This window comes from Pokkaliibacter sp. MBI-7, from assembly GCF_029846635.1.
Classification (GTDB): domain Bacteria; phylum Pseudomonadota; class Gammaproteobacteria; order Pseudomonadales; family Balneatricaceae; genus Pokkaliibacter.
In genome coordinates this window covers 1,213,234-1,234,384 of record NZ_JARVTG010000001.1, presented here as the reverse complement: position 1 = coordinate 1,234,384, position 21,151 = coordinate 1,213,234, and the positions used below count along the sequence as shown (strand labels likewise).

General features: G+C 55.8%; 22 protein-coding genes. 17 read left to right on the top strand and 5 right to left on the bottom strand.

Annotated features, from left to right (window positions below; genetic code table 11):
- The first annotated feature begins 119 nt into the window (after positions 1-119).
- The gene (locus QCD60_RS05525) at positions 120-722 is read left to right on the top strand and encodes an OmpA family protein (RefSeq protein WP_279783146.1); all 603 of its coding nucleotides are present in this window, start codon (positions 120-122) and stop codon (positions 720-722) included.
- Positions 723-952: 230 nt separating this feature from the next.
- Here QCD60_RS05525 and zapB read toward each other — a convergent pair whose 3' ends face one another.
- Both zapB and QCD60_RS05515 read right to left on the bottom strand, forming a co-directional pair.
- Complete coding sequence (zapB, locus tag QCD60_RS05520) at positions 953-1,141, bottom strand: cell division protein ZapB (RefSeq protein ID WP_279783144.1); 189 nt, start codon at positions 1,139-1,141, stop codon at positions 953-955.
- A 64-nt stretch (positions 1,142-1,205) separates the two neighbouring features.
- On the bottom strand, positions 1,206-2,420 hold the full coding sequence (locus QCD60_RS05515; RefSeq protein ID WP_279783142.1) for a flagellar assembly protein T N-terminal domain-containing protein: 1,215 nt from the start codon (positions 2,418-2,420) through the stop codon (positions 1,206-1,208).
- 336 nt (positions 2,421-2,756) lie between these two features.
- On the opposite strand from QCD60_RS05515, the gene QCD60_RS05510 reads away from it, so the two are divergent.
- The 3 genes from QCD60_RS05510 to QCD60_RS05500 all read left to right on the top strand — a co-directional run bounded on the left by QCD60_RS05510 (position 2,757) and on the right by QCD60_RS05500 (position 4,358).
- Positions 2,757-3,110 carry a hypothetical protein gene (locus QCD60_RS05510; RefSeq protein ID WP_279783140.1) on the top strand — a complete coding sequence of 118 codons (354 nt, stop codon included), beginning with the start codon at positions 2,757-2,759 and terminating at the stop codon, positions 3,108-3,110.
- A 68-nt stretch (positions 3,111-3,178) separates the two neighbouring features.
- A complete protein-coding gene (locus QCD60_RS05505) occupies positions 3,179-3,886 on the top strand; it encodes a FlgO family outer membrane protein (protein WP_279783138.1) in 708 nt (235 codons plus the stop codon).
- Position 3,887: 1 nt separating this feature from the next.
- Positions 3,888-4,358 carry an LPP20 family lipoprotein gene (locus tag QCD60_RS05500; RefSeq protein WP_279783136.1) on the top strand — a complete coding sequence of 157 codons (471 nt, stop codon included), beginning with the start codon at positions 3,888-3,890 and terminating at the stop codon, positions 4,356-4,358.
- Positions 4,359-4,496: 138 nt separating this feature from the next.
- Here QCD60_RS05500 and QCD60_RS05495 read toward each other — a convergent pair whose 3' ends face one another.
- Positions 4,497-4,877, bottom strand: a complete 381-nt coding sequence (locus QCD60_RS05495) for a HopJ type III effector protein (RefSeq protein WP_347950074.1) — start codon at positions 4,875-4,877, stop codon at positions 4,497-4,499.
- Between the two features lie 386 nt (positions 4,878-5,263).
- Here QCD60_RS05495 and QCD60_RS05490 point away from each other — a divergent pair, with 386 nt between their 5' ends.
- The gene (locus tag QCD60_RS05490; protein ID WP_279783135.1) at positions 5,264-6,244 is read left to right on the top strand and encodes a hypothetical protein; all 981 of its coding nucleotides are present in this window, start codon (positions 5,264-5,266) and stop codon (positions 6,242-6,244) included.
- A 6-nt stretch (positions 6,245-6,250) separates the two neighbouring features.
- Here QCD60_RS05490 and QCD60_RS05485 read toward each other — a convergent pair whose 3' ends face one another.
- Positions 6,251-6,937 (bottom strand): hypothetical protein, encoded by a 687-nt coding sequence (locus tag QCD60_RS05485; protein WP_279783133.1) that lies wholly within the window; start codon positions 6,935-6,937, stop codon positions 6,251-6,253.
- Positions 6,938-7,292: 355 nt separating this feature from the next.
- On the opposite strand from QCD60_RS05485, the gene pdxH reads away from it, so the two are divergent.
- The 6 genes from pdxH to QCD60_RS05455 all read left to right on the top strand — a co-directional run bounded on the left by pdxH (position 7,293) and on the right by QCD60_RS05455 (position 12,604).
- Positions 7,293-7,937 carry a pyridoxamine 5'-phosphate oxidase gene (pdxH, locus tag QCD60_RS05480; protein WP_279783131.1) on the top strand — a complete coding sequence of 215 codons (645 nt, stop codon included), beginning with the start codon at positions 7,293-7,295 and terminating at the stop codon, positions 7,935-7,937.
- A gap of 165 nt (positions 7,938-8,102) precedes the next feature.
- Entirely contained in the window at positions 8,103-8,759 is a 657-nt protein-coding gene (locus tag QCD60_RS05475; protein WP_279783129.1) for a carboxylesterase, read from the top strand.
- 121 nt (positions 8,760-8,880) lie between these two features.
- Positions 8,881-9,000 (top strand): cytochrome c oxidase subunit CcoM, encoded by a 120-nt coding sequence (ccoM, locus tag QCD60_RS05470; protein WP_279305964.1) that lies wholly within the window; start codon positions 8,881-8,883, stop codon positions 8,998-9,000.
- A gap of 346 nt (positions 9,001-9,346) precedes the next feature.
- Positions 9,347-10,861, top strand: a complete 1,515-nt coding sequence (gene dgt, locus QCD60_RS05465; RefSeq protein WP_279783123.1) for a dGTPase — start codon at positions 9,347-9,349, stop codon at positions 10,859-10,861.
- Positions 10,862-10,897: 36 nt separating this feature from the next.
- Positions 10,898-11,665, top strand: a complete 768-nt coding sequence (locus QCD60_RS05460) for a zinc-dependent peptidase (protein ID WP_279783121.1) — start codon at positions 10,898-10,900, stop codon at positions 11,663-11,665.
- A 54-nt stretch (positions 11,666-11,719) separates the two neighbouring features.
- Positions 11,720-12,604, top strand: coding sequence for an oxygenase MpaB family protein (locus QCD60_RS05455; RefSeq protein ID WP_279783119.1), 885 nt, complete (start codon positions 11,720-11,722; stop codon positions 12,602-12,604).
- A gap of 106 nt (positions 12,605-12,710) precedes the next feature.
- Here the strand turns inward: QCD60_RS05455 and bdcA are convergent, their stop codons facing one another.
- On the bottom strand, positions 12,711-13,424 hold the full coding sequence (bdcA, locus tag QCD60_RS05450) for an SDR family oxidoreductase (RefSeq protein ID WP_279783117.1): 714 nt from the start codon (positions 13,422-13,424) through the stop codon (positions 12,711-12,713).
- A gap of 164 nt (positions 13,425-13,588) precedes the next feature.
- On the opposite strand from bdcA, the gene QCD60_RS05445 reads away from it, so the two are divergent.
- From QCD60_RS05445 to dctP, 6 genes are all read left to right on the top strand, one after another.
- Positions 13,589-14,521, top strand: a complete 933-nt coding sequence (locus QCD60_RS05445; RefSeq protein WP_279783114.1) for a LysR family transcriptional regulator — start codon at positions 13,589-13,591, stop codon at positions 14,519-14,521.
- A 136-nt stretch (positions 14,522-14,657) separates the two neighbouring features.
- Positions 14,658-15,179 (top strand): sigma-70 family RNA polymerase sigma factor, encoded by a 522-nt coding sequence (locus QCD60_RS05440; RefSeq protein ID WP_279783112.1) that lies wholly within the window; start codon positions 14,658-14,660, stop codon positions 15,177-15,179.
- A gap of 384 nt (positions 15,180-15,563) precedes the next feature.
- Positions 15,564-16,514, top strand: coding sequence for a dihydrodipicolinate synthase family protein (locus QCD60_RS05435; protein ID WP_279783110.1), 951 nt, complete (start codon positions 15,564-15,566; stop codon positions 16,512-16,514).
- A gap of 3 nt (positions 16,515-16,517) precedes the next feature.
- Entirely contained in the window at positions 16,518-18,035 is a 1,518-nt protein-coding gene (locus QCD60_RS05430) for an aldehyde dehydrogenase (RefSeq protein WP_279783108.1), read from the top strand.
- Positions 18,036-18,144: 109 nt separating this feature from the next.
- Positions 18,145-19,494, top strand: coding sequence for an FAD-binding oxidoreductase (locus QCD60_RS05425; RefSeq protein WP_279783106.1), 1,350 nt, complete (start codon positions 18,145-18,147; stop codon positions 19,492-19,494).
- Between the two features lie 562 nt (positions 19,495-20,056).
- Complete coding sequence (dctP, locus tag QCD60_RS05420; RefSeq protein WP_279783103.1) at positions 20,057-21,088, top strand: TRAP transporter substrate-binding protein DctP; 1,032 nt, start codon at positions 20,057-20,059, stop codon at positions 21,086-21,088.
- Positions 21,089-21,151 lie beyond the last annotated feature (63 nt).

Genomic DNA, 21,151 nt, shown 5'->3' with positions numbered 1-21,151 from the left:
TATAGAGCCGGGGGCTTTGTGACCAGAGCATGACGTGGCGCAAAAAAGTAAGGAAAGTGCATATGCAACATAAGCAATTTTTGACATTGGGATTCGTCGCAGTCTTCCTTGGAGGGTGCATGACGACTGATCCTTACACTGGTCAGCAGAAGGTGGGTAACACCACCAAAGGAGCAGGAATTGGTGCGGTTGCTGGCGCCGTTTTGGGGGCTGCGGTGTCGAGCAAAAGCGACCGTGGCAAGGGCGCTTTGATTGGTGCCGCCGTGGGGGCGGGCATTGGTGGCGGGGTTGGTAATTACTTCGACCGTCAGGAGGCTGCTCTACGTGAGGAACTGCAGGGGTCTGGCGTTCAGGTGAACCGTAATGGCGATGCCATTGATCTGGTGATGCCGGGCAATATCACCTTTGCAACCGACAGCGAGCAAATTGCGCCGTCGTTCTACAACACCCTCAACAGTGTGGTGAAAGTGCTGGCCAAATACGACCAGACGCATCTGGACGTGGTGGGTTATACCGACTCAACCGGCTCATTCGAGCACAACCAGCTGCTGTCTGAGCGCCGTGCCAATTCGGTGGCCAGCTATCTGTTGCAGAATGGCATTCCATCGAGCCGGGTAACGGCTCGTGGTCTGGGTGAACGTGATCCTATCGCCAGCAATGATACAGCGGACGGGCGGGCACAGAACCGCCGTGTGACCCTGCAGATTCGCCCGATGCAGTAACTCGCGGGGGACTGCCCTAACAGGCTGTTGAAAATCTATCTGCGTTGCCGAATACCGCGTCAAAAACAGGCTCAAAATGCTCATTTAGTCCACTAAACTCCGCTTTTTCGCCTGTTTTTTCCTTGTCTCGGCTGCCTCGATAACGTTTTTCAACAGCCTGCTAAAGCAAAAAGCCCCTGACCATCGCGATGGCCAGGGGCTTTTTGTTGATCTCGGCTTGAGTTCTTGGCTCAGGCTTCAGTGACCTGCTCAAACTTGCTCAGCATGGATTTTACAGCGTCTTCCCACTGACCGCGCTGCTGTTCCAGATCGGCTTTGCTCTGGCGCAGTTCGCTGACTTCAAGGCGCAGCAGTTCTACTTCCTCGATCAGACTCTGAATCTTGTTGTCCAGACTGTTGAGTAATTCATTTGGCATCATTGATTTCCTGATTGTACTGACTGATGACGCACGGCCGGAGCGGCGGTCATGCTGCCGTGAAAGGTTACCACGCCATCACCCGGTCGTCCTGCTGGATATTGATCTGACTGGCATCGAAAGGCAACTCAAGCCAGGCAGAGTCTCCCTGTATACTGCTGACCCGCGCACTGGTCTGGGTGTCATCCAGCTGTGGGTAGACCTCTCCCTGCGGACCATAGTCATAGCGCTGACGATATACCTGCAAGGTGTCACCTACCCGCAGGCCAGCCTGACGACCAGCGTTGACCAGCAGACGCTGCCCTTCGGCGCGGATAATGCGGGCGCTGAAGGGCTGGCACTGTAGCAGGCCGGTCAATTTATGGGCAAGGCCGTCGAGGCTACGGTTCACTGCCTGTCCATACAGACTTTTCCAGAATGTTTCGGTACCGAAACCAATCTGTCTGTAGCGATCCGGAATCCAGGCGCCGGAGGTGTGTATGCTGTCCTGAAAAATCAACTGACCGTCATCAGCATCGTGTACATAAATGTCCATGGCGAACTGACGATGTTCGGTGACCAGACCAGGGACATAGTCCTTGAGGTTGGAGGGCGACAGCCATGAGCCAGAGGTGGCGTTGTCGATAGGGGCCATCGACAGGTCACGAATGCGACCAGACACTACATACTGCACGTTATTGAGATGCCTTAACTGTGGCAGGGCCAGACTGATATTGGGCAGGTCGCCGGTGGTAGGCGCCTGCTGAGCACCTAATACCTGCATCTTGCCCATCGGCAGCAGGGCCAGCCCGGGAGAGCTGCCAAGACGATGGGCCAGATCAATACTGAGATCATTAACGATATTGCCAATGCCGCCGAGGGTGGCGTCATCAGGGCGCAGCATCGGGAATGCAGCGATCAGAATATTCTTGCGGTAGTTGCGGGTAACGCCGGGCTGAGCACAACTTTGTTCAGGCTCAATCTCGGCGCGAATCCATACGATCAGTACGCCGTTGTCAGTTTTCTCCTTGAGCACCTTGATGTCAGTAATACGCCCTTCACTGCTCATGCGGGTGGTGTCGCGCTGCATGACACCGTTCTCCATTTCCTGACTGCTGCTGAATGAACTGCCTGCCTGCAAAAGTGCCAGTTGGGAGGCTTCACGGATCGCCTGTTCACGGGCCTGATCTTTACCCCCCATGCCTATCAGTGCCTGACCCTGGGAGTCCACGGTGACGGCTTGAGCTGCCAGAGGCAGCAGTACACATAGCAACAGGAAAGGAAGAAGGGAGCGATGCAGCATGCGGAATCCTGATGATTTGTTGAACTTGATGACTATACTTTGACATTGTGACTGCAGCAGGCAGATCACGAGGATAACCGGGGGGCGCAGCCGGAGCTACGGATAAACACGCCATTCACTCACCCGATTCGACCTGATATCTGTTGAACATTGAAACGTTGAACATTGAAACGCTGGATATTGAAACATTGCGTAAAGTTTTAACCTGAGTCGTCGATACGCTCAAGACAAGCGGATTTTTCATGCCTTGTCTGGCAGGGAGTGACTCCTGGCCGGGCATGCTCACGTTATATCACCTGCGTTGTGACGCAAGGTGCAAGGACAGGAAACAGAAAGATGATGGCGCACATCCTTGTTAAGGTGGCAATGCCTGTGCGAATGCTGCTCAAGCTGCTGGCCGGGCTGATGATTGTGATGGGCTGCATGGTCTCGACCATGACCAGTGCCCAGGCCAATGAACCGAGCTGCAGTGGCGGCACCTGCCAGCTACCCCAGCAGACAGCTTCTTCCCAGCCTTGCCCCGAATGTTCACAGCGGGTCATGGTGGTACCCACTCCCAGTTCGCAGTGTGCCAAGGAAGTTGCCAGAATCCGCTACCATGCACCCTGCGATGTTTGCGGTGGCTTTAATGTGACGGTACGCGAAGATGATCGCTATCTTGGCCCACCCTGCAACAAGCTGAAGAATTGAGGAGGTAGAAAATGAAGTCTTGCCGCCTTTCCTCCACTACCAGCCTATCGCCAGTTTCAGAGGCTTCCGTGTCTTCACCAAAGTTTTCTTTTCGTCTGTCCCGCCAGTACTCGAAGGTCGCGCTGGCTCTGGGTTTTCTCGTCTCTCTGGCAGGCTGCAACGAGCAGAACACCCAGCCTCAGCAGCAGATGGCCAGCAGTCAGTTCATGCAGGGTAAACATTATGACCGCATGGGCACGCCGGGTTCGGCGCCGACGGTGTTATCTGATGTGGTGAGCTTTATGGCTGATCAGTTATCGGCCAACAAGGATTTTGCCAATGTGCAGGACACGCCGATTGCTGTCACCTCGTTCGTGAACGTGGAAAACCTCAGCGAAACCAACAAGCTGGGGATTCAGTTGCAGGAGAACATGATCCACGAGATGCAGGTGCGCGGTTATAGAATCGTCGACTTCAAGACCATGGGCTCTATCCGCGTCAACCAGCAGGGGGATTTTGCTTTCAGTCGCAAACTGGAAGAGCTGACCCGTCAGTACCGTATCAACTATGTGCTGACCGGCACCTATACCGGCTTTCCTGATGGGGTCATGATCAACGCGCGTATGATTGATCTGCAATCCAAGGTGGTGATGTCATCGGCGCAGGGCTTCCTGCCGACCGATGATGTGGAAGGCATCATGGGTGGCTACGATGCGACTCGTAATTTCAAGGGCAAGATCATCGAGCAGCACGTTGCGCCCAGCGTCTATCTCTACAACACCAAGCTGGTCAAATAACATGCTGATCGACAGCGCAACCGTTAACACTCCGCTGTGGCGTTGGGTTGCTATGACCGCGCTGGTATTGCTGAGTGGTTGCCAGAATGTGCAGTCGCAGTCTGCTGCAGAACCCGCGGCAATGTGCTGTGGTACCACGACGCGCATTCCTGAAATCATCACGGTGGTGGGCTATGCCCCGATCAGCCTGCAACCCGGTCAAAACCAGCAGCACAAGATTCTGATGGCGATGCGTGCATCGAAATTACAGGCTTATCAGGAAATGGCATCCGTCATTCATGGTCGTCTGATCAGATCACAGTCGAGCATGAATGATATGGTGCTGCAGGGGGATCGGGTTCAGAGTGCGGTATCAGGTATTGTGCGTGGTGCTCGGGTGGTGAAGACCTACCCTGTGCAGGACGATGTCTACGCTACGGTACTGGAGCTGCAGCTGACCGATGATATTCAGCGGACTTATTTGCGGATGTAGTGTTGTGTATTGAATGGCTGCGTCACGACACGCATTGAAAACAGCCCTGATCTCAGTGAGATCAGGGCTGTTTTGTTTCTGACGAAAAGAGCTGCCTTGTGACTGCCAGCGGGGTACACAGCCGGCATGCACACTCTGTCAGCTGACCTGTACTTCGCGTTTGGGGGTGAGAGGGGAGTCAGCAAACTGAATACCCTGCCAGCCGTACTTCATAAACAGGCGAATATTGCGGTGGTCGCTGCCATCAGGGTGCTGCAGGACGTCCTGATGATAGTAGCGACCAAAGCAGGCCAGCGTACGGGCTTCATTCAGCTCATGCAGCTTGGCGAAGGCGAAGATCTTGCAAGAGCCTTCATTGGTACCGGCATCGTTGACGATCTGGTCATTTTCGCAGCCATTGGTGAAGCTGGTTGGCTGATAGTCGTAGTGTTCATGGATTAGGTTGATGGTGTCTTCAAAGTCGAGGCTGGCATCTTGTCCAACATGATCGAGAAAGAAGGTTAGGGTCATCTGGTTCATTCACACTGTCCTGTTAGGCGGTAGCCGGTCGCGCAGGCGCAGGCGCCATGGTCTGGCACTGATCGCAAGCCAGCGCTGCTTTGCCGGAGCCCCGCCAGAATAGCTGCAGAAGCTGGTGATGTGCCTCACGCTGGTGATGCGGAAAGCACGTCAGTAACCCCTGCAATCTGGCTGAGCTGACTACTACTTTGGTTGTAACTGATGGGCTAAGTTAAGTCATATGCCGCTGTCAGGCAAGCAAGCGCTGCCTGTGCGGGCTGGCAGGATCGTTCAGTTAAGGGCCTTGTTACGTAGTTTTGTCAGGCTCGCCTGCTGACTTCAGGTAAGATGAGCCACCGCAGTCTGCCAATGTTCCGGCAGGGGTTGTAGAGGGAGTGGTCTGAGCAATGAGTACACCGGCACTTTGGCCGCAGGATCGACTGGCGCTGACGGATGTGGCCCGGGCACAGGCCGTCAAGGCAACTGAGCAGGCGTTTGCCCGTACCCTGACCAGCCTGCAGATTGATATCGGTCTGGTGCGTGTGCTGGAAGCCATCTATGTGCCATTGGCTGCCTGGGTGGTAGCGGGTCAGGAGCGTCTGCAACGGCCGATGGTACTGGGGATCAATGGTGCTCAGGGGGCCGGTAAATCCACTCTGAGTAACCTGCTGGAAATCATCCTCAGCGCGGGTTTCGGCAAACGTGTGGTGGTGTTCTCCATCGACGATCTGTACAAGACCCGTGAAGAGCGTGAGCGCCTGGCCAGTGAAGTACATCCATTACTGATGACCCGGGGTGTGCCCGGTACTCATGATATTGATCTGGGGCTGCAGCTGATTGAGTCGGTGAAGCAGGCAGAGCGCCATCAGGCCACCAAGATTCCGGTATTCGATAAATCCATTGATGATCGCTGTGACCCCATGTTCTGGCAGGAGTGGGAAGGCAGTGCCGATGTAATTATCTTCGAGGGCTGGTGTGTGGGGGCCAAGCCGCAGGCTGACGAAGAACTGATTGCACCCGTCAACCCCCTTGAAGAAGTCGAAGACGATCAGCAAACCTGGCGGCGCTATGTCAACGAGCAGCTGAAGGGGCTATACGCCGAACTGTTTGAGCAGCTGGATGCACTGGTAATGCTGAAAGTGCCTTCTATGGAGGCGGTCTATGCCTGGCGTACGCAGCAGGAGCAGAAACTGGCAGAGCGAGTGAGGATGATGGGAACCCATCACGCCACTGACGGGCTGCGCATCATGGATGCCGAGCAGATTCGCCGTTTCATCATGCACTACGAGCGCATCACCCGGCACACGCTGGCAGAAATGCCTGCCCGCGCGGATGTCACACTGCACCTTAACCAGCATCACCAGATTGCCAGTGTGCAGCTGAGATAACAGGCACTAGATACCGAGGGGGAAAAGGGCCGCTGACGCGATACCCTGCACCACCCGGTTAATGTTGCGTTGTTCGCCACCGTTGCTGATGGTGGCCATCATATCCTGCAGGGCAATCATCTTGCCGAACAGGCGCTCAAAGCTGAGATTGGGCTGTTCGGGGTCGAGAGAGTTGGTCAGTAGCCACGGAGAATCGGTGCTGGGGCCGCGATGCTTGAGACGCCACAGCACTATTTCCAGATTGCGGGCGCTTTTTGTCAGCCGGTCCGCCGACAGGCTGTCGAGCATGAAATACTCTGTCCGCCCGCCGTAGGAAGCATCCAGCATACTGGTAATGCCTGTCATCAGGGCGAACACACGGTCGCCATGAAAGTCATCATTCAGGGCCAGCTCGATGGCGTTGGTTCCCGTTTCGCTATTCAGCTCGGTAAAGCGCAAAGCCCGTGGCCGCTGGAACAGCTGCTGCAGGCGGCGGTTGATGGTCATACCGGGCTGACGCTGCAGCTCAAGTGGATTGCGCTTGTAGAGCTTGATGGTCAGCTCGCGACAGAGAGCTTCCTGCTCGTCGATATAGGCATCCGTGACCAGATCAATATCGGTCTTGGCCAGTCGACGCAGCCCCGGGTCGGAAGTCACTGCGCAGCCTGTCAGGCCAAATATGATCATCAGTATCGCGATTATTCTGAATGTCATCTTTTGTAAATCATGTAAAAGGTCTGCCATGCTAAACCAGCCTGTGCGCGCTGCCAAGGAGAGCACAAGGGGGAGGGATCATCCCATGGAAAGTACGTGGCAACTGCAACAGGATGTCACTGAAAGCTGTCAGATTGTTGTCGGTGCTCATCTGCATCTTCCCTGCTGAGAGGAACGCTCAGGGGTGAGGTGTCGCACTTGTGGTGCAGAGGAGGGGGACGGTCGTGCTCTTTCTGCTCCGCCCTGTCTTGATAAACATCAACCTGAATGCTATCTAGGCCAGCTAAGATAGCGTCCCTTGTTTAAACACCGGCTGACTGCTGTATCGGGTTGGCCTGCACTATGAGTAGATGTCATGAGCGAGCAGAATTATCGGGATCTTCGTCGCGAGTATGAGGCAGGCGAATTACGCCGGGCCATGCTGCAGGCCACGCCGCTGGCACAGTTTCAGCAATGGCTGGCAGAGGCCCGTGAACATCATCCCGATGATGCCACTTCCATGACCCTGTCAACGGTGGATGCCGAAGGCTGGCCTGAGGCGCGTATCGTACTGCTCAAGCACTGCAACGAAGACGGCTTCTCCTGGTATACCGACAGCCGCAGCCGCAAAGGTCAGGCACTGGCGGCGCATCCACGGGCTGAGTTGCTGTTCTATTGGCGTGGCATGGAGCGCCAGGTACGCATTCAGGGTGAGGTGGTGCAGTTGCCTGCTGAACATGCTGAAAACTACTTCAATTCCCGCCCGCTGGGCAGCCGTCTGAGTGCAGCGGCATCCGTACAAAGCGCGGCTGTGGCCGATCGTGCGGTACTGGAGCAACGTATCGAGGAGCTGAAACAGGCCCATCCGCAGGAGGATATTCCCCGTCCTGACGCCTGGATTGGCTATCTGCTGCAGCCTCGTCGCTTCGAGTTCTGGCAGGGTCGTGCTTCGCGTTTACATGATCGTTTTGAATATCGCCTGCTGAACGGCGAATGGCAGATTGACCGGCTGTCGCCCTGATCTGCCATTGCGCTGTCGCGCAGGGTACAAAACAATGACGGGCCGCAGGATGATGATCCTGCGGCCCGTTTTTCTTTCGACGAAGATTGCACGGCAGAAATAACCCGACAGGAATCATTAACCTGTCTGTGGTGGCACGCTTAAACAGGACAAGAGGAAAGCTGAATGTTGAATTACGAAGTGGTTGAGCCACGTGGAGAGCATCGTGCCAGTGTGATCTGGCTGCATGGGCTGGGTGCCGACGGGCATGACTTTGTGCCTGTCATTCCGTTGCTGGGGCTGAGTGAACATGTGCGTTTCATCCTTCCCCACGCACCAGTGCAACCGGTCACCATCAATGGTGGCTACCTGATGCCCTCCTGGTACGACATTCTGGAAACACTGCCTGAACGGAAGGTGGATGAGCAGGGGCTGGATGCTGCCGCAGGCTGGATCGGCGCCCTGATCGAGGCCGAGTATCAGCGTGGTATTGCCTATGATCGCATTGCACTGGTGGGGTTTTCGCAGGGCGGTGCCGTTGCCTACCACACCGGGCTGGGCTATGCACAGGTGCTGGCGGGGATTGTGGCGTTATCAACCTATATTGCATCGCCCGACCGGTTAGCGCTGACTCAGGCCGCGTTACCACGGACACTGCCCGTGGCCATCATGCACGGTGAGGCGGATGACGTGGTGCCCTTTATGCTGGGACAGCAGGCGCTATCAACGCTACAGAGCTGGGGGCTGGCCCCACAATGGCGGGCGTTTCGTCATATGGGGCATGAAGTGGCCGTTGACGAAATCCAGCAGATTGCAACTTTTCTGCGCGAAATATTGATCTGAGACAGGCGCTGAGGCAGGGCGATTTTCCCCTTTTTCAGGGTTGATACGGATCAATTTTTATCCGCTCGGGCAGGGGTAGAGTACGTACATACAGCAAGGCAACCCTACAGGAGACCGAGCTATGTACATGGATACTGTTGTCATCGCGGGCCTGGCCGTCATCGTCATGGCTCTGGGTTTTTTCGGTGGTCTGGCGTATTTCATCAAGAAAGACAACGACCACCATCAGCGTCCCAAGTGAGGGGCTGAATAGTATCAATGACTGAGATTTTGTGTGCCCTGTGATGTGTCACAGCTGGCGCCCTCACTTAGGTGATTCAGCCACATCGTGGGAAGGCTGAGTTGCCCAAGGCGGCAGACTGCCAAGTCTGTCTGACAGAGGGAGGATCACGGCCCTTCGCTCTGTTTTCTCTATGATTCACCTCTTGACTCTGTGCTTAAGCGGGACCTTGTTGTCCCGCTTTTTTTATTGCCCGATGAGCCTGCCTGTTCTGCACTCTCTGCCGTGCCCCTTGTCTGTCACCCTGCTGGCTTATACTGTCAGGAAAAGGATCATCGCTGGTAACGGACGATAAGGAGTGGCCACCATGGATTCCACGCTGGGATTTGCCTGTAAATTCAGCAAGCGACGGGCGCTGCAAAAGCCGGATTATGGCCGCCATCTGGTCGCGGATTGTGGTGAAGAGGTGTTGCTGGCCCAGCTGGAAAGTGACCGTGGGCGCATCATCAGTTCGGCGGCAGTGCGGCGTCTGCAACAGAAAACCCAGGTGTTCCCGCTGGAACGCAATGCTGCGGTACGCAGCCGGCTGACCCATTCGCTGGAGGTGCAGCAGAATGGCCGCTTTATCGTACGCACCATTTTCAAACTGGCCAGACCCCATTGGGCGGAGCATGTCGGCCTGCATTCACTGGAGCGGGCGCTGGAGACGCTGGTGGAAATGGCCTGCCTGCTGCACGATGTCGGCAATCCTCCTTTTGGGCATTTTGGCGAAAGTGCCATCACCGACTGGTTCGATGCCAGCCTGCAGACGCTGACGCCCTTTGACCCTGCTGAGCCCAGTACTCATCCCGCCCTGCGTGACAAGCTCAGTCAGGACTTGCAGAGCTTTGAAGGTAATGCTCAGGCCATTCGCCTGACTCATCGCCTGCTCAAGCTCAATCTCACCTACGTGCAGACGGCCGGCCTTCTCAAGTACGTCCGGCCTGCTTATGAACCCAAACCTGACAAGCAGGCGCCCTTATCCTATCTGCACAAAAAGCCCGGGTATTACCTGTCGGAAGAAGCCTTCGTCACCGACCTGTGGGAAAACCTCAACATGCAGCCGGGGACGCGCCACCCGGTGGCCTACATCATGGAGGCCGCTGACGACATCTCCTACTGTCTGGCCGACATCGAGGATGCGGTGGAGAAGGGCATCTTCAATATCAGTCAGCTCTGTGGCTATCTGCGTGAAGCCTTTGAGGAGCAGGGATTTCAGTTGCAGGACCGGCAGATAGAGAGCTTCGGCAAGCAGCGCAGTCTCGACGAGATCCTTGGTTACGTGCAGAAATGCGCTGAACAGGAAGAGGTCAACAAGGTCAGTGAGTTCTTTATCAGCTTGCGGGTGCAGCTGGTGCATCCTCTGGTCAATCATGCGGCGCGACAGTTCATTGATAACAGCGGGGCGATCTGCAAAGGCACCCTGAACCGGGCCTTGCTGGAGGACGGCAGTATCTACAGCGCTATCATCCAGATGCTGAAAAGTGTGGCGGTGCGCCATGTCTTCAACCATGCCGAAGTGGAGACGCTGGAGCTGCAGGGCTACCGCATCATCTATGGCTTGTTTGATCTGTATGCGCCATTGCTCAGCGTTCCGGCCAGTACCTTCATGGCGCTGCTGGATGAGCAGCGCGGTGTGCCGGTGTATCTGCTACGACTGAAGCGGCGGCTGCCAGCCATGCATGTGGCTGCTTATCGTCAGGCGCTGAAAGAGTGCCAGAGCGAGGCCGATTTTGTGCTGTGGGAGCGTTACCATCGCTGTCGGATGCTGCAGGATTTTATCAGTGGCATGACCGATCAGTTTGCTCACGATGAGTTCAAGACACTGATGGTCAGTGACTGATCATCCGTCATTCCTTCTGGTCACAGGTAGTTCCCTATGTCCTGGCTCCACTGGCTGTCGCACTGGCGGGTGCGGCGTGTGCTCAAGCGTCACCCTATTGACCACCGGCTGTGGCTGGAGGTGGTCCATCAACTGCCCTTGTTGCAGCAACTGGATGCCGTGGAGCGGGCCTATCTGCGCGAGCTGACGACCTTGTTTCTGCAACAGAAAAGCTTCAGCGCGGCCCATGACTTGCTGATCACTGAACGCATGAAAGTGGTAGTGGCAGCGCAGGCCTGTCTGCTGGTGCTGCACCTTGGTCTGGATTACTACCGTGGCTGGGTGGAGATCGTGTTGTACCCCGGTGCTTTTCGCGTACACCGGGATCAACAGGACAGCGATGGTGTCAGTCATGATCAGGCCAGCGCCCTGAGTGGCGAGGCCTGGCTGCGCGGGCCGGTGATTCTGTCCTGGCAGGATGTGGAGCGTGACAGCCAGCACTGCCACGCCGGGCACCATGTGGTGCTGCATGAGTTTGCCCATAAACTCGATGGCCTCAATGGGGCCGCCAACGGTATGCCACCTTTACGGCGACACATGTCGCACACCCGCTGGACGCAGGTACTGAGCGAGGCATACCAGCATCTGTGCCGCAGTGTTGAGCTTGGGCAGGCGAGTGACATTCCCGCCTACGGTGCTACTAACCCGGCAGAGTTCTTTGCGGTGGTGACCGAATGCTTCTATACCGCCCCCCACCGGTTGCAGCAGAGCCACCCTGCGCTGTATGAGCAGTTTTGCTTGTTTTATCAACAGCGAGCTTTATAAAAGTGGCAAATGCATCCTGCAAACAAGAATCAGTTCAGAACAACGAGGGACAGTGTGCGGCGCTTGATTGAAAAACAGGTTCTGGGATTGACCGGGTTGTCGCTGCAAGGCGTCAACTACCATGAGCCACGCGGTGATATTGGCTTGTACGGGCCTGACTCCATGGTCTGGCGGGTACATGCCGACTTTACCTCCATGCTGTGTGGTGGTGTTTCCGCATTGCTGCTGCAAATGCTTGAGCCGATGACATTGGCCGGGGTGTGGGATCACTCTAACTTCCGCGAGGACATGCTGGGGCGCTTGCGTCGTACCGCTCAGTTTATTTCCGGCACCTCCTTCGGGCCGCGCTCTGATGCGCTGGCGCTGGTGGAGAAGGTGCGCAGAATCCATGGCCATATCGTCGGTCACTGTGCCGATGGGCGGCCATACTACGCCAATGATCCACAGCTGCTGACCTGGGTGCACGTCACCGAAGTCAGCAGTTTTCTCAAGGGGTATATGCAGTATAAAGGGGCATTGAGTGACGAAGAGCAGGATCGCTACCTGACGGAGTCGGCACTGACCGCACGCCTGCTGGGGGCAGAAGATATTCCGACCACCCGGGTACAGGTGGAAGACTACCTGCAGGCCATGCGCCCACGACTGCTCTGTGATGAACGTACCGAGGAGGTGCGTGACGTACTGCTGCGTGGTTTTGCTGGCGCACCGCAGCTGGTGCCCATGTTCAAGCTGTTTATGGCGGCGGGTGTTGACCTGTTGCCTGTGTGGGCTGCCGACTTGCTGGGCTTGCCCATGAGCGGGCTCAAGCGCCGTATGGTGCATCAGAGTGTCAGCTCGACGGCCGCTGTATTGCGCTGGGCCGTGCGTGACAGTGCCAGTATTCGTGCCCGTCAGCGGGTGGCGAGTATGCCTCTGTCAGGCAACGGGCTGTCGGTTTAACCTGTTTCTTCCGCTTGTACTGGCTATACCAAAGATCCTGCCCACCGCAGTTAGTCACCGCGGAGGGCAGGGCATTGCCTCATATGGTTGCGCTTACCGAGCGGTCTCAGGCACCAAAGCCGCCGTCGATAGTGTGCTGCGCACCGGTAATGTAGCCTGCTTCAGGGCCTGCCAGATAGGCGACAAAACCGGCGATTTCATCGGCACGGCCATGACGTTTGATGGCCATGAAACTATGCATGAACTCACTGAACGGGCCTTCGGCTGGATTCATTTCGGTATCGACCGGTCCGGGCTGAACGTTGTTGACGGTGATGTTGCGTGAACCCAGGTCGCGGGCCAGACCGCGAACCAGACCCTGAACTGCGGATTTACTCAGTGCATAGGCAGCGGCACCGGCCATGGGCATACGGTCACCATTGACCGAGCCGATAACGATGATGCGGCCACCGTCTGGCATCTGGCGGGCGGCTTCCACCGCGGCGTGATAGGGGGCGCGGACGTTGACGTCGATCAGGTGATCGATGGCGTCAGCATCCAGTTCCAGTGGGTCGCCCATTACCAGCGTGCCGGCGCTGACCACCAGAATGTCGATGCTGCCCTGAGACTGAATAAATTGGGTAAGTGCGTGGCGGTCGGAACTGTCAACCTGCACGGTGGTGGTTCCGGTCTCGCTGGCCAGCGCCTGAGCGGCGGCAGCGGAGCCTGCATAGGTAAAGGTGGTGTTGGCGCCATCTGCGCTCAGGCGTCGAACGATGGCTGCGCCGATACCGCGGCTGCCGCCAAGAACGAGTGCTTTTTTGCCGTTTAATGTGGCCATGATGTGTGCTCCTGAAATGTGATCCGGTGTTTTTGACCGGGTGATCTTGGTTGGTGAGAGACACAATAGGTGATTCTTGAAATGGGAAAAATAAGCTAAATTTCAAATTACCTTTGCTGTATTTAGAAAAATAAAATAGTCCCAGCGGCTATGGAGAACCCACCTTGAGTCAGCTTGAGCAGATCCGAATTTTTGTTGAACTGGTTCAGGCCGGCAGCGCCACGGAAGCCGCACGGCGGATGTCCATTGCGACCTCCGCAGTCAGTCGCCGGCTGAAGGAACTGGAGCAGCGTCTGGGGACCGAGCTGTTGCATCGCACAACCCGCAGCATGGCCCTGACCGAAGACGGTCGTGCCTACTACAGTCGCTGTGTACAGATTCTGGAGGACTTGCGGGAAGCTGATCGCGAGGTATCCAGCCGCTCGCAGGAGTTGCAGGGGACGTTGCGGATCGCCACGCCCTGGAGCTTCGGTGTGTCGTATCTGGTGCCTGCGGTGACCGAGTTCATGCAATTGCACCCGGAGATCCGGGTTGATCTCGACATGGATGACCGCCGGGTGGATCTGGTGGCGGAGGGCATTGATATCGCCATTCGCATCGGCGAGCTGCAGGACTCCAGCCTGATGGCGCGTCGTCTGGCACCGGTCTCCCATATTGTGGCTGCCTCACCGTCCTATCTGCAGCAGCATGGCTATCCGCAAAGCCCGGATGACCTGAGTCAGCATGCGGGGTTGTGTTACGCCAACCTCAAGTCGCCGGGGCAGTGGGTCTACTTTGATGCAGCGGGCAATAAACGCACGGTGCGCGTGCCCATCCGGCTGCGATCCAGCAACGGCGAAGCGCTGTGCCATGCGGCCATGGCGGGTCTGGGCATTCTCTGCGAGCCGAGCTTTATCACCTCCAGAGCGATCACTCAAGGGCTGCTGCAGCCGCTGCTTCTCGACTACCGCTGGTATCAGATGGCGGTGTATGCCGTCTATCCTCCCACTCGCCACCTGTCACCACGGGTACGGCGTTTTATTGATTTTCTCAGTCAGCGTTTTGGTGAGCAGCCTGAGTGGGAGGCCTGCCTGCAGGATTGCACCGGACCACGCTGAGAAAGACCAGACGGACGCTGACTGTGGCGGTTATGGCGATTGCATCTATGCTTTAGGGAACCTGCCATTCCTGTAGCGCGCTCACGTTCTGTTGCGCGTCGGTGGCCGGAAGCTGGTCGAAAAGCAGGTGCTTATCATGCCTCAGGTTGATGATCTTCTGTTCCAGGCTGCACTGGCCGGGCAGCCCCAGGCAATCAACGAATTACTGCATCAGGTGCAGCCGGATGTAGTGCGTTATGCACGGCTGCAGTGTCTTGTCAGCGATCTCGATGATGCCATGCAGGATGCGCTACTGATGCTGTCCCGTCGAGCGAATGGGGTACGTGCCATGGCGGCGTTTGCTGGCAGGTTGTGGCGTTCGGTCCGACTGGCGTACCGACGTCTGAGGCCTCAACTCCCTTCCGGCTATGACACTTCTGATGCCGCCGTGCTGGAGGGCTGGCTGGCGCAACGGGAGTGCGGCCAGCTGCAACTGGAAATGGTGCATATGCTGGAGTCGCTCCCCGTCAGTTATCGTCAGATTATTTTACTGCGCGATATTGAGGAGCTGGGCATGGCTGAAATTGCCTCTGTACTGGATATCACCAAAGCTTCGGCCAAAAATCGGCTGCATCGTGCCCGGGCGATGGCACGTGAGTATTTGCTGGCAGAGGGGTAATACTGCGTTTTATTGGTTAACTTATTGATAGTGAATAACGGAATGCGTCTGTTAAAGGGCTGTGTAGCGATACACAGCTCTTTTTGTTTTTTACTCCAGTAATTTATTTGTGCATCACAATAGTGCAAATAGGGGTGTTGCCATCGAGGTTATAAGACTTTTTATTTATGTCAATTGCGGGTATTGCCAGTATTTGGAAAGAAATAACGACCAGTCGGATAGAAATAAAGGGGGGAAGGGAAAATACAATAACGTGTAGTTATTGATTGTCGCCATAAAACGTTGCTTGTGGATGGCTTTTTAAGCTCGTTAATATTTTTGCAATCAATGTGATTTTTCACGCGGGCAAATCCACCATTTGGCCTCAGTTTTAAGGTGATTCAGATGCATTTCGAAGGGATATACACCCCGGTAATTACGCCTTTCCGCGAGAACGGCGAAATTGATTTCGACGCCTACGCCGCTCATGTCCAATATCTGATTGATTCAGGTGTGCATGGTCTGATGATTGGTGGCACCACCGGTGAATACTATGTTGAAAGCCACGAAGAGCGGGTCGAGCTGCTGAAGGTGGCCCGTCAGCTGTGCAGTGACAAACAGACCATCATTTTTGGCACGGGTTCGCTGGATCCGCGCGCCTCGATTCGTCTGGCCGAGGATGCAGCCAAATACGAAGCGGACTGCCTGCTGGTCGCGACCCCTCCCTATTCTTTACCGACCCAGCGTGAGCTGGCGCTGCATGCTCTGAGTCTCGACCGTGCCGCCAATCTGCCGGTCATGCTTTACAACTACCCGGCACGTATGGGTATCGATATGGAAGCGGAGTTCCTCGACCGTGTGGGCAGCTCCAGCAATTTCTGTGGCATCAAGGAAAGCTCGGGCGACATCAACCGCCTGCATATGCTGGCCCGCGACTATCCCCATATCCAGCTGGCTTGCGGCATGGATGATCAGGCACTGGAGTTCTTTGCCTGGGGCGCGAAGAGCTGGGTGTGTGCCGGTTCCAACTTCCTGCCACAGGAACATCTGGCGCTGTACCGCGCCTGTGTGCTGGAGAACGATTTCCGCAAGGCGCGTCGCATCATGTCCGCCATGCTGCCACTGATGAGAGTGCTGGAGCAGGGCGGCAAATTTATTCAGAGCGTCAAGTACGGTGTGACGCTGGATGGTCGTTTTGCCGGTGAGGTAAGACGCCCGCTGTGTGGGCTGAATGAAGCCGACAAGCGTGCGCTGGAACAGGTCATCAAAACACTGCGCATTACTATCGCTGCCATCGAAGCAGAAGGCAGTCAGCCCGTTTCCGCAAAGAGCAAAGCTACCAAGGTGGAGGGATAAGCCATGTCTGAGTTATTGACGCTGGAAGAGTACCAGTCTATTGCTGCCAGTCTGACGCTGCCGACCATGAGTTTTATTGACGGCACCTTCCGTCCGGCCAGCAACGGCGCCACCTTTGACTCCATCAACCCGGCTACGGGTCAGGTGCTGGCGAAGATTGCTTCCTGCAACGCTGATGATGTGAACTTTGCGGTAGAAAAGGCACGCGAAGCCTTTGAGGACGGACGCTGGAGCAAGCTGCACCCGAGCCAGCGCAAGGACGTACTGATCCGGCTGTGCAAGCTGGTGGAGCGTCATCATCACGAACTGGCTGTCATGGAAAGTCTGGACTCAGGTAAGCCCATCGCTGACTGTGAAAGCCTGGATGTCCCTGAATTTATTCACACCCTGTCCTGGCATGCTGAAGCCATCGACAAGGCCTATGATCAGACCGCACCGGTGGGCAGCGATGCCATGGCGATGATCGTCCGTGAGCCGGTTGGTGTTGTGGGGGCGGTGCTGCCCTGGAACTTTCCGCTGCTGATGCTGGCCTGGAAAATTGCCCCGGCACTGGCGGTAGGCTGCTCGATGGTTATCAAACCTGCGCAGCAGACATCGCTGACAGCACTGCGTATCGCTGAGCTGGCGGTGGAAGCCGGGTTGCCACGTGGTGTGCTGAATATTGTGACCGGTAGCGGTGCACAGGTTGGCGAACCACTGGGCCTGCATATGGATGTCGATATGGTGACCTTTACCGGCTCCACCGCCACGGGCCGTCGCTTCCTGCGTTATGCCGCCGACTCTAACCTGAAGAAAGTCGTGCTGGAGCTGGGCGGCAAGAATCCCTGTATCGTGCTTAACGACGTGGAAAATCTGGATAAAGTGGCTGAGCAGGTCTGCGCCGCTGCCTTCTGGAACATGGGCGAGAACTGCTCTGCCGGTTCGCGACTGATTGTGCAGTCTGGCGTCAAGGATGCGCTGCTGGAGCGGGTCAAGGTACATGCCCGTTCATGGAAGCTGGGCAATCCTCTGGATCCGCAGAATCGTCTGGGGGCCATGATCGACAAGGGACACTTCGCCAAGGTGGCCAGTTATCTGGAGCTGGGTAAGCAGGCAGGCTACGAGCTGGTGCTGGGCGGGGAGCAGATTGATGGCGCCTACATCACACCGACCATTTTTGCCGGTGTGAAGAATACCGATCCGATGGCCCGTGAAGAGATCTTCGGGCCCATTCTGTCGGTGATTGTGGTGGAGAGCTACGAAGAGGCGATCGCCATTGCCAACGACACCGAGTACGGTCTGGCAGCATCGGTCTTCACTGCCAATGGCAAAAAAGCGCTGCGTGCGGCACAGGCGCTGCGCGCAGGTACTGTAACGGTGAACTGCTTTGGCGAAGGTGATGTCAGCACGCCCTTTGGTGGCTACAAACAGTCTGGATTCGGTGGCCGTGACAAATCTATCCATGCTCATGACCAGTACACCGAGCTGAAGACGATCTGGCTTGATCTCAGCGACGACGGCGTCGACAGCAGTATTGATTGAGTCCGGGACGGCAGGCAGCACGGGCGTCGACGGGTTTGAGGTAACAGGTGGTGCCGCATCGCACCGCCTGTTGCCGTGCCGTCCGTGCGCGTCCTTATGAGAGCGCACCATGAATAACAAAGATATCATCGTAAAGCGTTTACCCAAGGACCCAGGCCCGGCAGCCTGGCATCAGATTCTTCCCCCTGCTCCTGAATATCCCATGCTCGTCGACGACAAGACGGTTGACTGGGCGATCGTCGGCGGTGGTTTTGCCGGTATGGCGGCAGCACGCAGACTGGCGCAGCTGTGCCCGGGCGAGAGCATTGCCCTGCTTGAAGCCCGCCGGCTGGCTGAAGGTCCGGGCGGCCGCAACAGCGGGTTCATGATCGATTTACCCCATGAGCTGACGTCTGATAACTACGCTGGCGCCAGGGACCATGATCTGCAGCAGATTCGTCTGAATCGGGCTGCCATCGACTATGCCAGAGAGATCGCACGGGAGTTGGGTATGGGCAGGGAGGTGTTTGATCCCTGCGGCAAGATGACGGCCTCTGCGTCAGCGAAAGGCAATGCCCATATCGAGTCGTACCGGCAGCATCTTGAATCGCTGGGAGAGCCTTACAAGATCTGGAATGCCCGGGAATTGCAGCAATGGACGGGGACGGACTTCTACCAGCAGGGCATCTTTACTCCGGGTGCGGTGATGATCCAGCCCGCTGCGTTCTTGCGTCTGACAGCGCAGGGTATCAGTGATCGTGTGCAGATATACGAAAACTCGCCGGTGCTGCGTATTGAGCAGGGTGCGGAGCACACTCTGCATAGCCGCCACGGCCGCATACGGGCAAAGCGAGTCATTCTGGCGGTCAACGGACATATTCAGTCTTTCGGGTTTTTCCCCCGGCAGGTGCTGCATGTCTTTACCTACGCCTCCATGACCCGACGTCTGACGGAGGCGGAAGTGGTCGCACTGGGTGGGGTTCCTGACTGGGGCATCCTGCCAGCCGATCCGGTGGGCACCACCGTGCGACGGGTTTCTGACTGCATGGGCAGTGGGGATCGTATCGTGATACGCAACCATGTCTCGCTCAATCAGGATCTCGAGGCGAGGGAAAGCAATATGCAGCGTGCAGCACGCTTGCAGGATGTTTCCTTTGCCCGCCGCTTCCCCATGCTCAAAGGGGTGGCGATGGAACACCGCTGGGGAGGGCGCTTGTGCCTGACGATGAATTCGGTGCCTGCGTTTGGTGAGGTGGAAGAGCGCATCTGGTCTGCCTGCGCCCAGAACGGGCTGGGGACAGTCAAAGGGACGCTGTCAGGCATGATGGCCGCAGAGATCGCTACCGGCCAGCAATCACCGTTGCTGAACGATTTCCTTGCTCACCATAAACCGCAGAAACTGGTCCCCGAGCCGTTCCTGTCGCTGGGCGGTAACCTGACCATGCGATTCAAGGAGTGGCAGGCGGGTGCCGACCTTTAATTAGCTGCTCGCTGCGTTTTTTGACTGGCGATATGAGTGTTAGAGAATCTGAGTTTTACTTCCTGATAAGCCGCATGACACATATTGTTATGCGGCTTTTTTTATTGTCTATTTCCTCGGTTTTAATCGGTTTTCTATATCCTCATATTGACCATTTTTACCACTGTAAAAATGCGGTGCCAGCAGTGTGCTGCCGTACGTAAAAATACCCTTCCGGGCGATTTTTCTGCTATAAGACGCCTCATAATCGCCATTGATCTTCAATAAATTTCTTATTTTTCAATGCTTTGAGTGTGTTTTTGTTGGATAACCTGAGGTTATCAATTGCTTGAAAAATTTATCATTGGAAGTGTTTTTAAAGGTGTATTTATACTCGAGGCAAGAAGAATAAAACTCTTCGGCAATTCACTTCATGGATAATCTTTTTCTTCCTTCCGGATATTGAAATCAATATCCGGGGTAAAAATAAAAAAGCGACCATGATTGCAGAAGTTAAACAGCCCTAACAATGCATAACAATCAATAGCTGCTAACCCTCAGATCGTGAAGGCAGGAGGAAAGCATGAAACTTTCCACTGGCACATTCGCTAAAGCTATTCAGTACACCGTCATCTGCTCTGCCGTAACCTGGGCGATGACCTCCCACGTCATGGCGAGCGACCAGAAGTACAAGTTCAATCTGGCACTGGAGTCTGGGGACCGTGAGTCTGCCTCGGGTAAATCCATGCAGATGTGGGCAGATCTGATCGAGAAGAACTCCAAGGGGCGGATGAAGGTCAATATCTTCTACCAGGGTGAGCTGGGTGGTCAGCAGGAAATCTTCGATCAGCTGGTCAAAGGCAACATCCAGATGATGCTGACCTGGCCGCAAACGTCTTATGACGAGCGCCTTGCCGTCAACTACATTCCCTATCTGACCCTCGGCTGGGACGATGCTCTGAAAGCCTACGGCAAGGACGGCTGGCTGAAGAACCTGATGGGCCCGATCTATGCTGATATCGGCCTGAAATATTTCGGCCCCTATCCCGAAGGCTTTGGTGGTGTGGCCACCAAGGGGCGCTATGCCACCAACTATGACAGCGCCAAAGGGATGAAAGTACGCTCACAGCCCATCTTCCCGCTGCCGCAAACCATGAAAGCCATGGGCTTTGAGCCTATCCCAATTGACTGGAACGAAGTCTATACCGCTATCCAGACTGGAGTGGTTGATGGTGATTCCAGCAACGTTATCTACTGGGACTATCAGTATTTCCGCGATCAGCTGAACTACTTCGTGCATACCAAGCACAACTTTTCTTCCTATGCGCTGCTGATGAACAACGACATGTGGAAATCACTGGATGCTGAGGATCAGGGCATTATTGATGACGCCGCACAGGTGGTTATCGACAAGCAGTTCCAGGATGCCAAAGCTGAAGATGACAAGTGGATTGCCGCTGCCCAGCAGGCTGGCATGAAGTATATCGAACCCTCCAATGCAGAACTGAAGGACTGGGTAAAACGCGTGCGTGCCGAAGTATGGCCACTGGCTGAAGAAAAAATCGGCAAAGATATCATGGATAAAATCCGCGCCAACGCATCGTCCCCTGAATAAGAGCAGCACGCTCTTATCTGACTTCGTATCGCTTTAGAGCTTGTTTACCACCATTTGCGCAAC

Coding starts and splice junctions, on each gene's coding strand:
- QCD60_RS05525 (WP_279783146.1), top strand. CDS start 120: ATGACGACTGATCCTTACACTGGTCAGCAGAAGGTGGGTAACACCACC.
- zapB (WP_279783144.1), bottom strand. CDS start 1,141: ATGATGCCAAATGAATTACTCAACAGTCTGGACAACAAGATTCAGAGT.
- QCD60_RS05515 (WP_279783142.1), bottom strand. CDS start 2,420: ATGCTGCATCGCTCCCTTCTTCCTTTCCTGTTGCTATGTGTACTGCTG.
- QCD60_RS05510 (WP_279783140.1), top strand. CDS start 2,757: ATGATGGCGCACATCCTTGTTAAGGTGGCAATGCCTGTGCGAATGCTG.
- QCD60_RS05500 (WP_279783136.1), top strand. CDS start 3,888: ATGCTGATCGACAGCGCAACCGTTAACACTCCGCTGTGGCGTTGGGTT.
- QCD60_RS05495 (WP_347950074.1), bottom strand. CDS start 4,877: ATGAACCAGATGACCCTAACCTTCTTTCTCGATCATGTTGGACAAGAT.
- QCD60_RS05490 (WP_279783135.1), top strand. CDS start 5,264: ATGAGTACACCGGCACTTTGGCCGCAGGATCGACTGGCGCTGACGGAT.
- QCD60_RS05485 (WP_279783133.1), bottom strand. CDS start 6,937: ATGACATTCAGAATAATCGCGATACTGATGATCATATTTGGCCTGACA.
- pdxH (WP_279783131.1), top strand. CDS start 7,293: ATGAGCGAGCAGAATTATCGGGATCTTCGTCGCGAGTATGAGGCAGGC.
- QCD60_RS05475 (WP_279783129.1), top strand. CDS start 8,103: ATGTTGAATTACGAAGTGGTTGAGCCACGTGGAGAGCATCGTGCCAGT.
- ccoM (WP_279305964.1), top strand. CDS start 8,881: ATGTACATGGATACTGTTGTCATCGCGGGCCTGGCCGTCATCGTCATG.
- dgt (WP_279783123.1), top strand. CDS start 9,347: ATGGATTCCACGCTGGGATTTGCCTGTAAATTCAGCAAGCGACGGGCG.
- QCD60_RS05460 (WP_279783121.1), top strand. CDS start 10,898: ATGTCCTGGCTCCACTGGCTGTCGCACTGGCGGGTGCGGCGTGTGCTC.
- bdcA (WP_279783117.1), bottom strand. CDS start 13,424: ATGGCCACATTAAACGGCAAAAAAGCACTCGTTCTTGGCGGCAGCCGC.
- QCD60_RS05440 (WP_279783112.1), top strand. CDS start 14,658: ATGCCTCAGGTTGATGATCTTCTGTTCCAGGCTGCACTGGCCGGGCAG.
- QCD60_RS05435 (WP_279783110.1), top strand. CDS start 15,564: ATGCATTTCGAAGGGATATACACCCCGGTAATTACGCCTTTCCGCGAG.
- QCD60_RS05430 (WP_279783108.1), top strand. CDS start 16,518: ATGTCTGAGTTATTGACGCTGGAAGAGTACCAGTCTATTGCTGCCAGT.
- QCD60_RS05425 (WP_279783106.1), top strand. CDS start 18,145: ATGAATAACAAAGATATCATCGTAAAGCGTTTACCCAAGGACCCAGGC.
- dctP (WP_279783103.1), top strand. CDS start 20,057: ATGAAACTTTCCACTGGCACATTCGCTAAAGCTATTCAGTACACCGTC.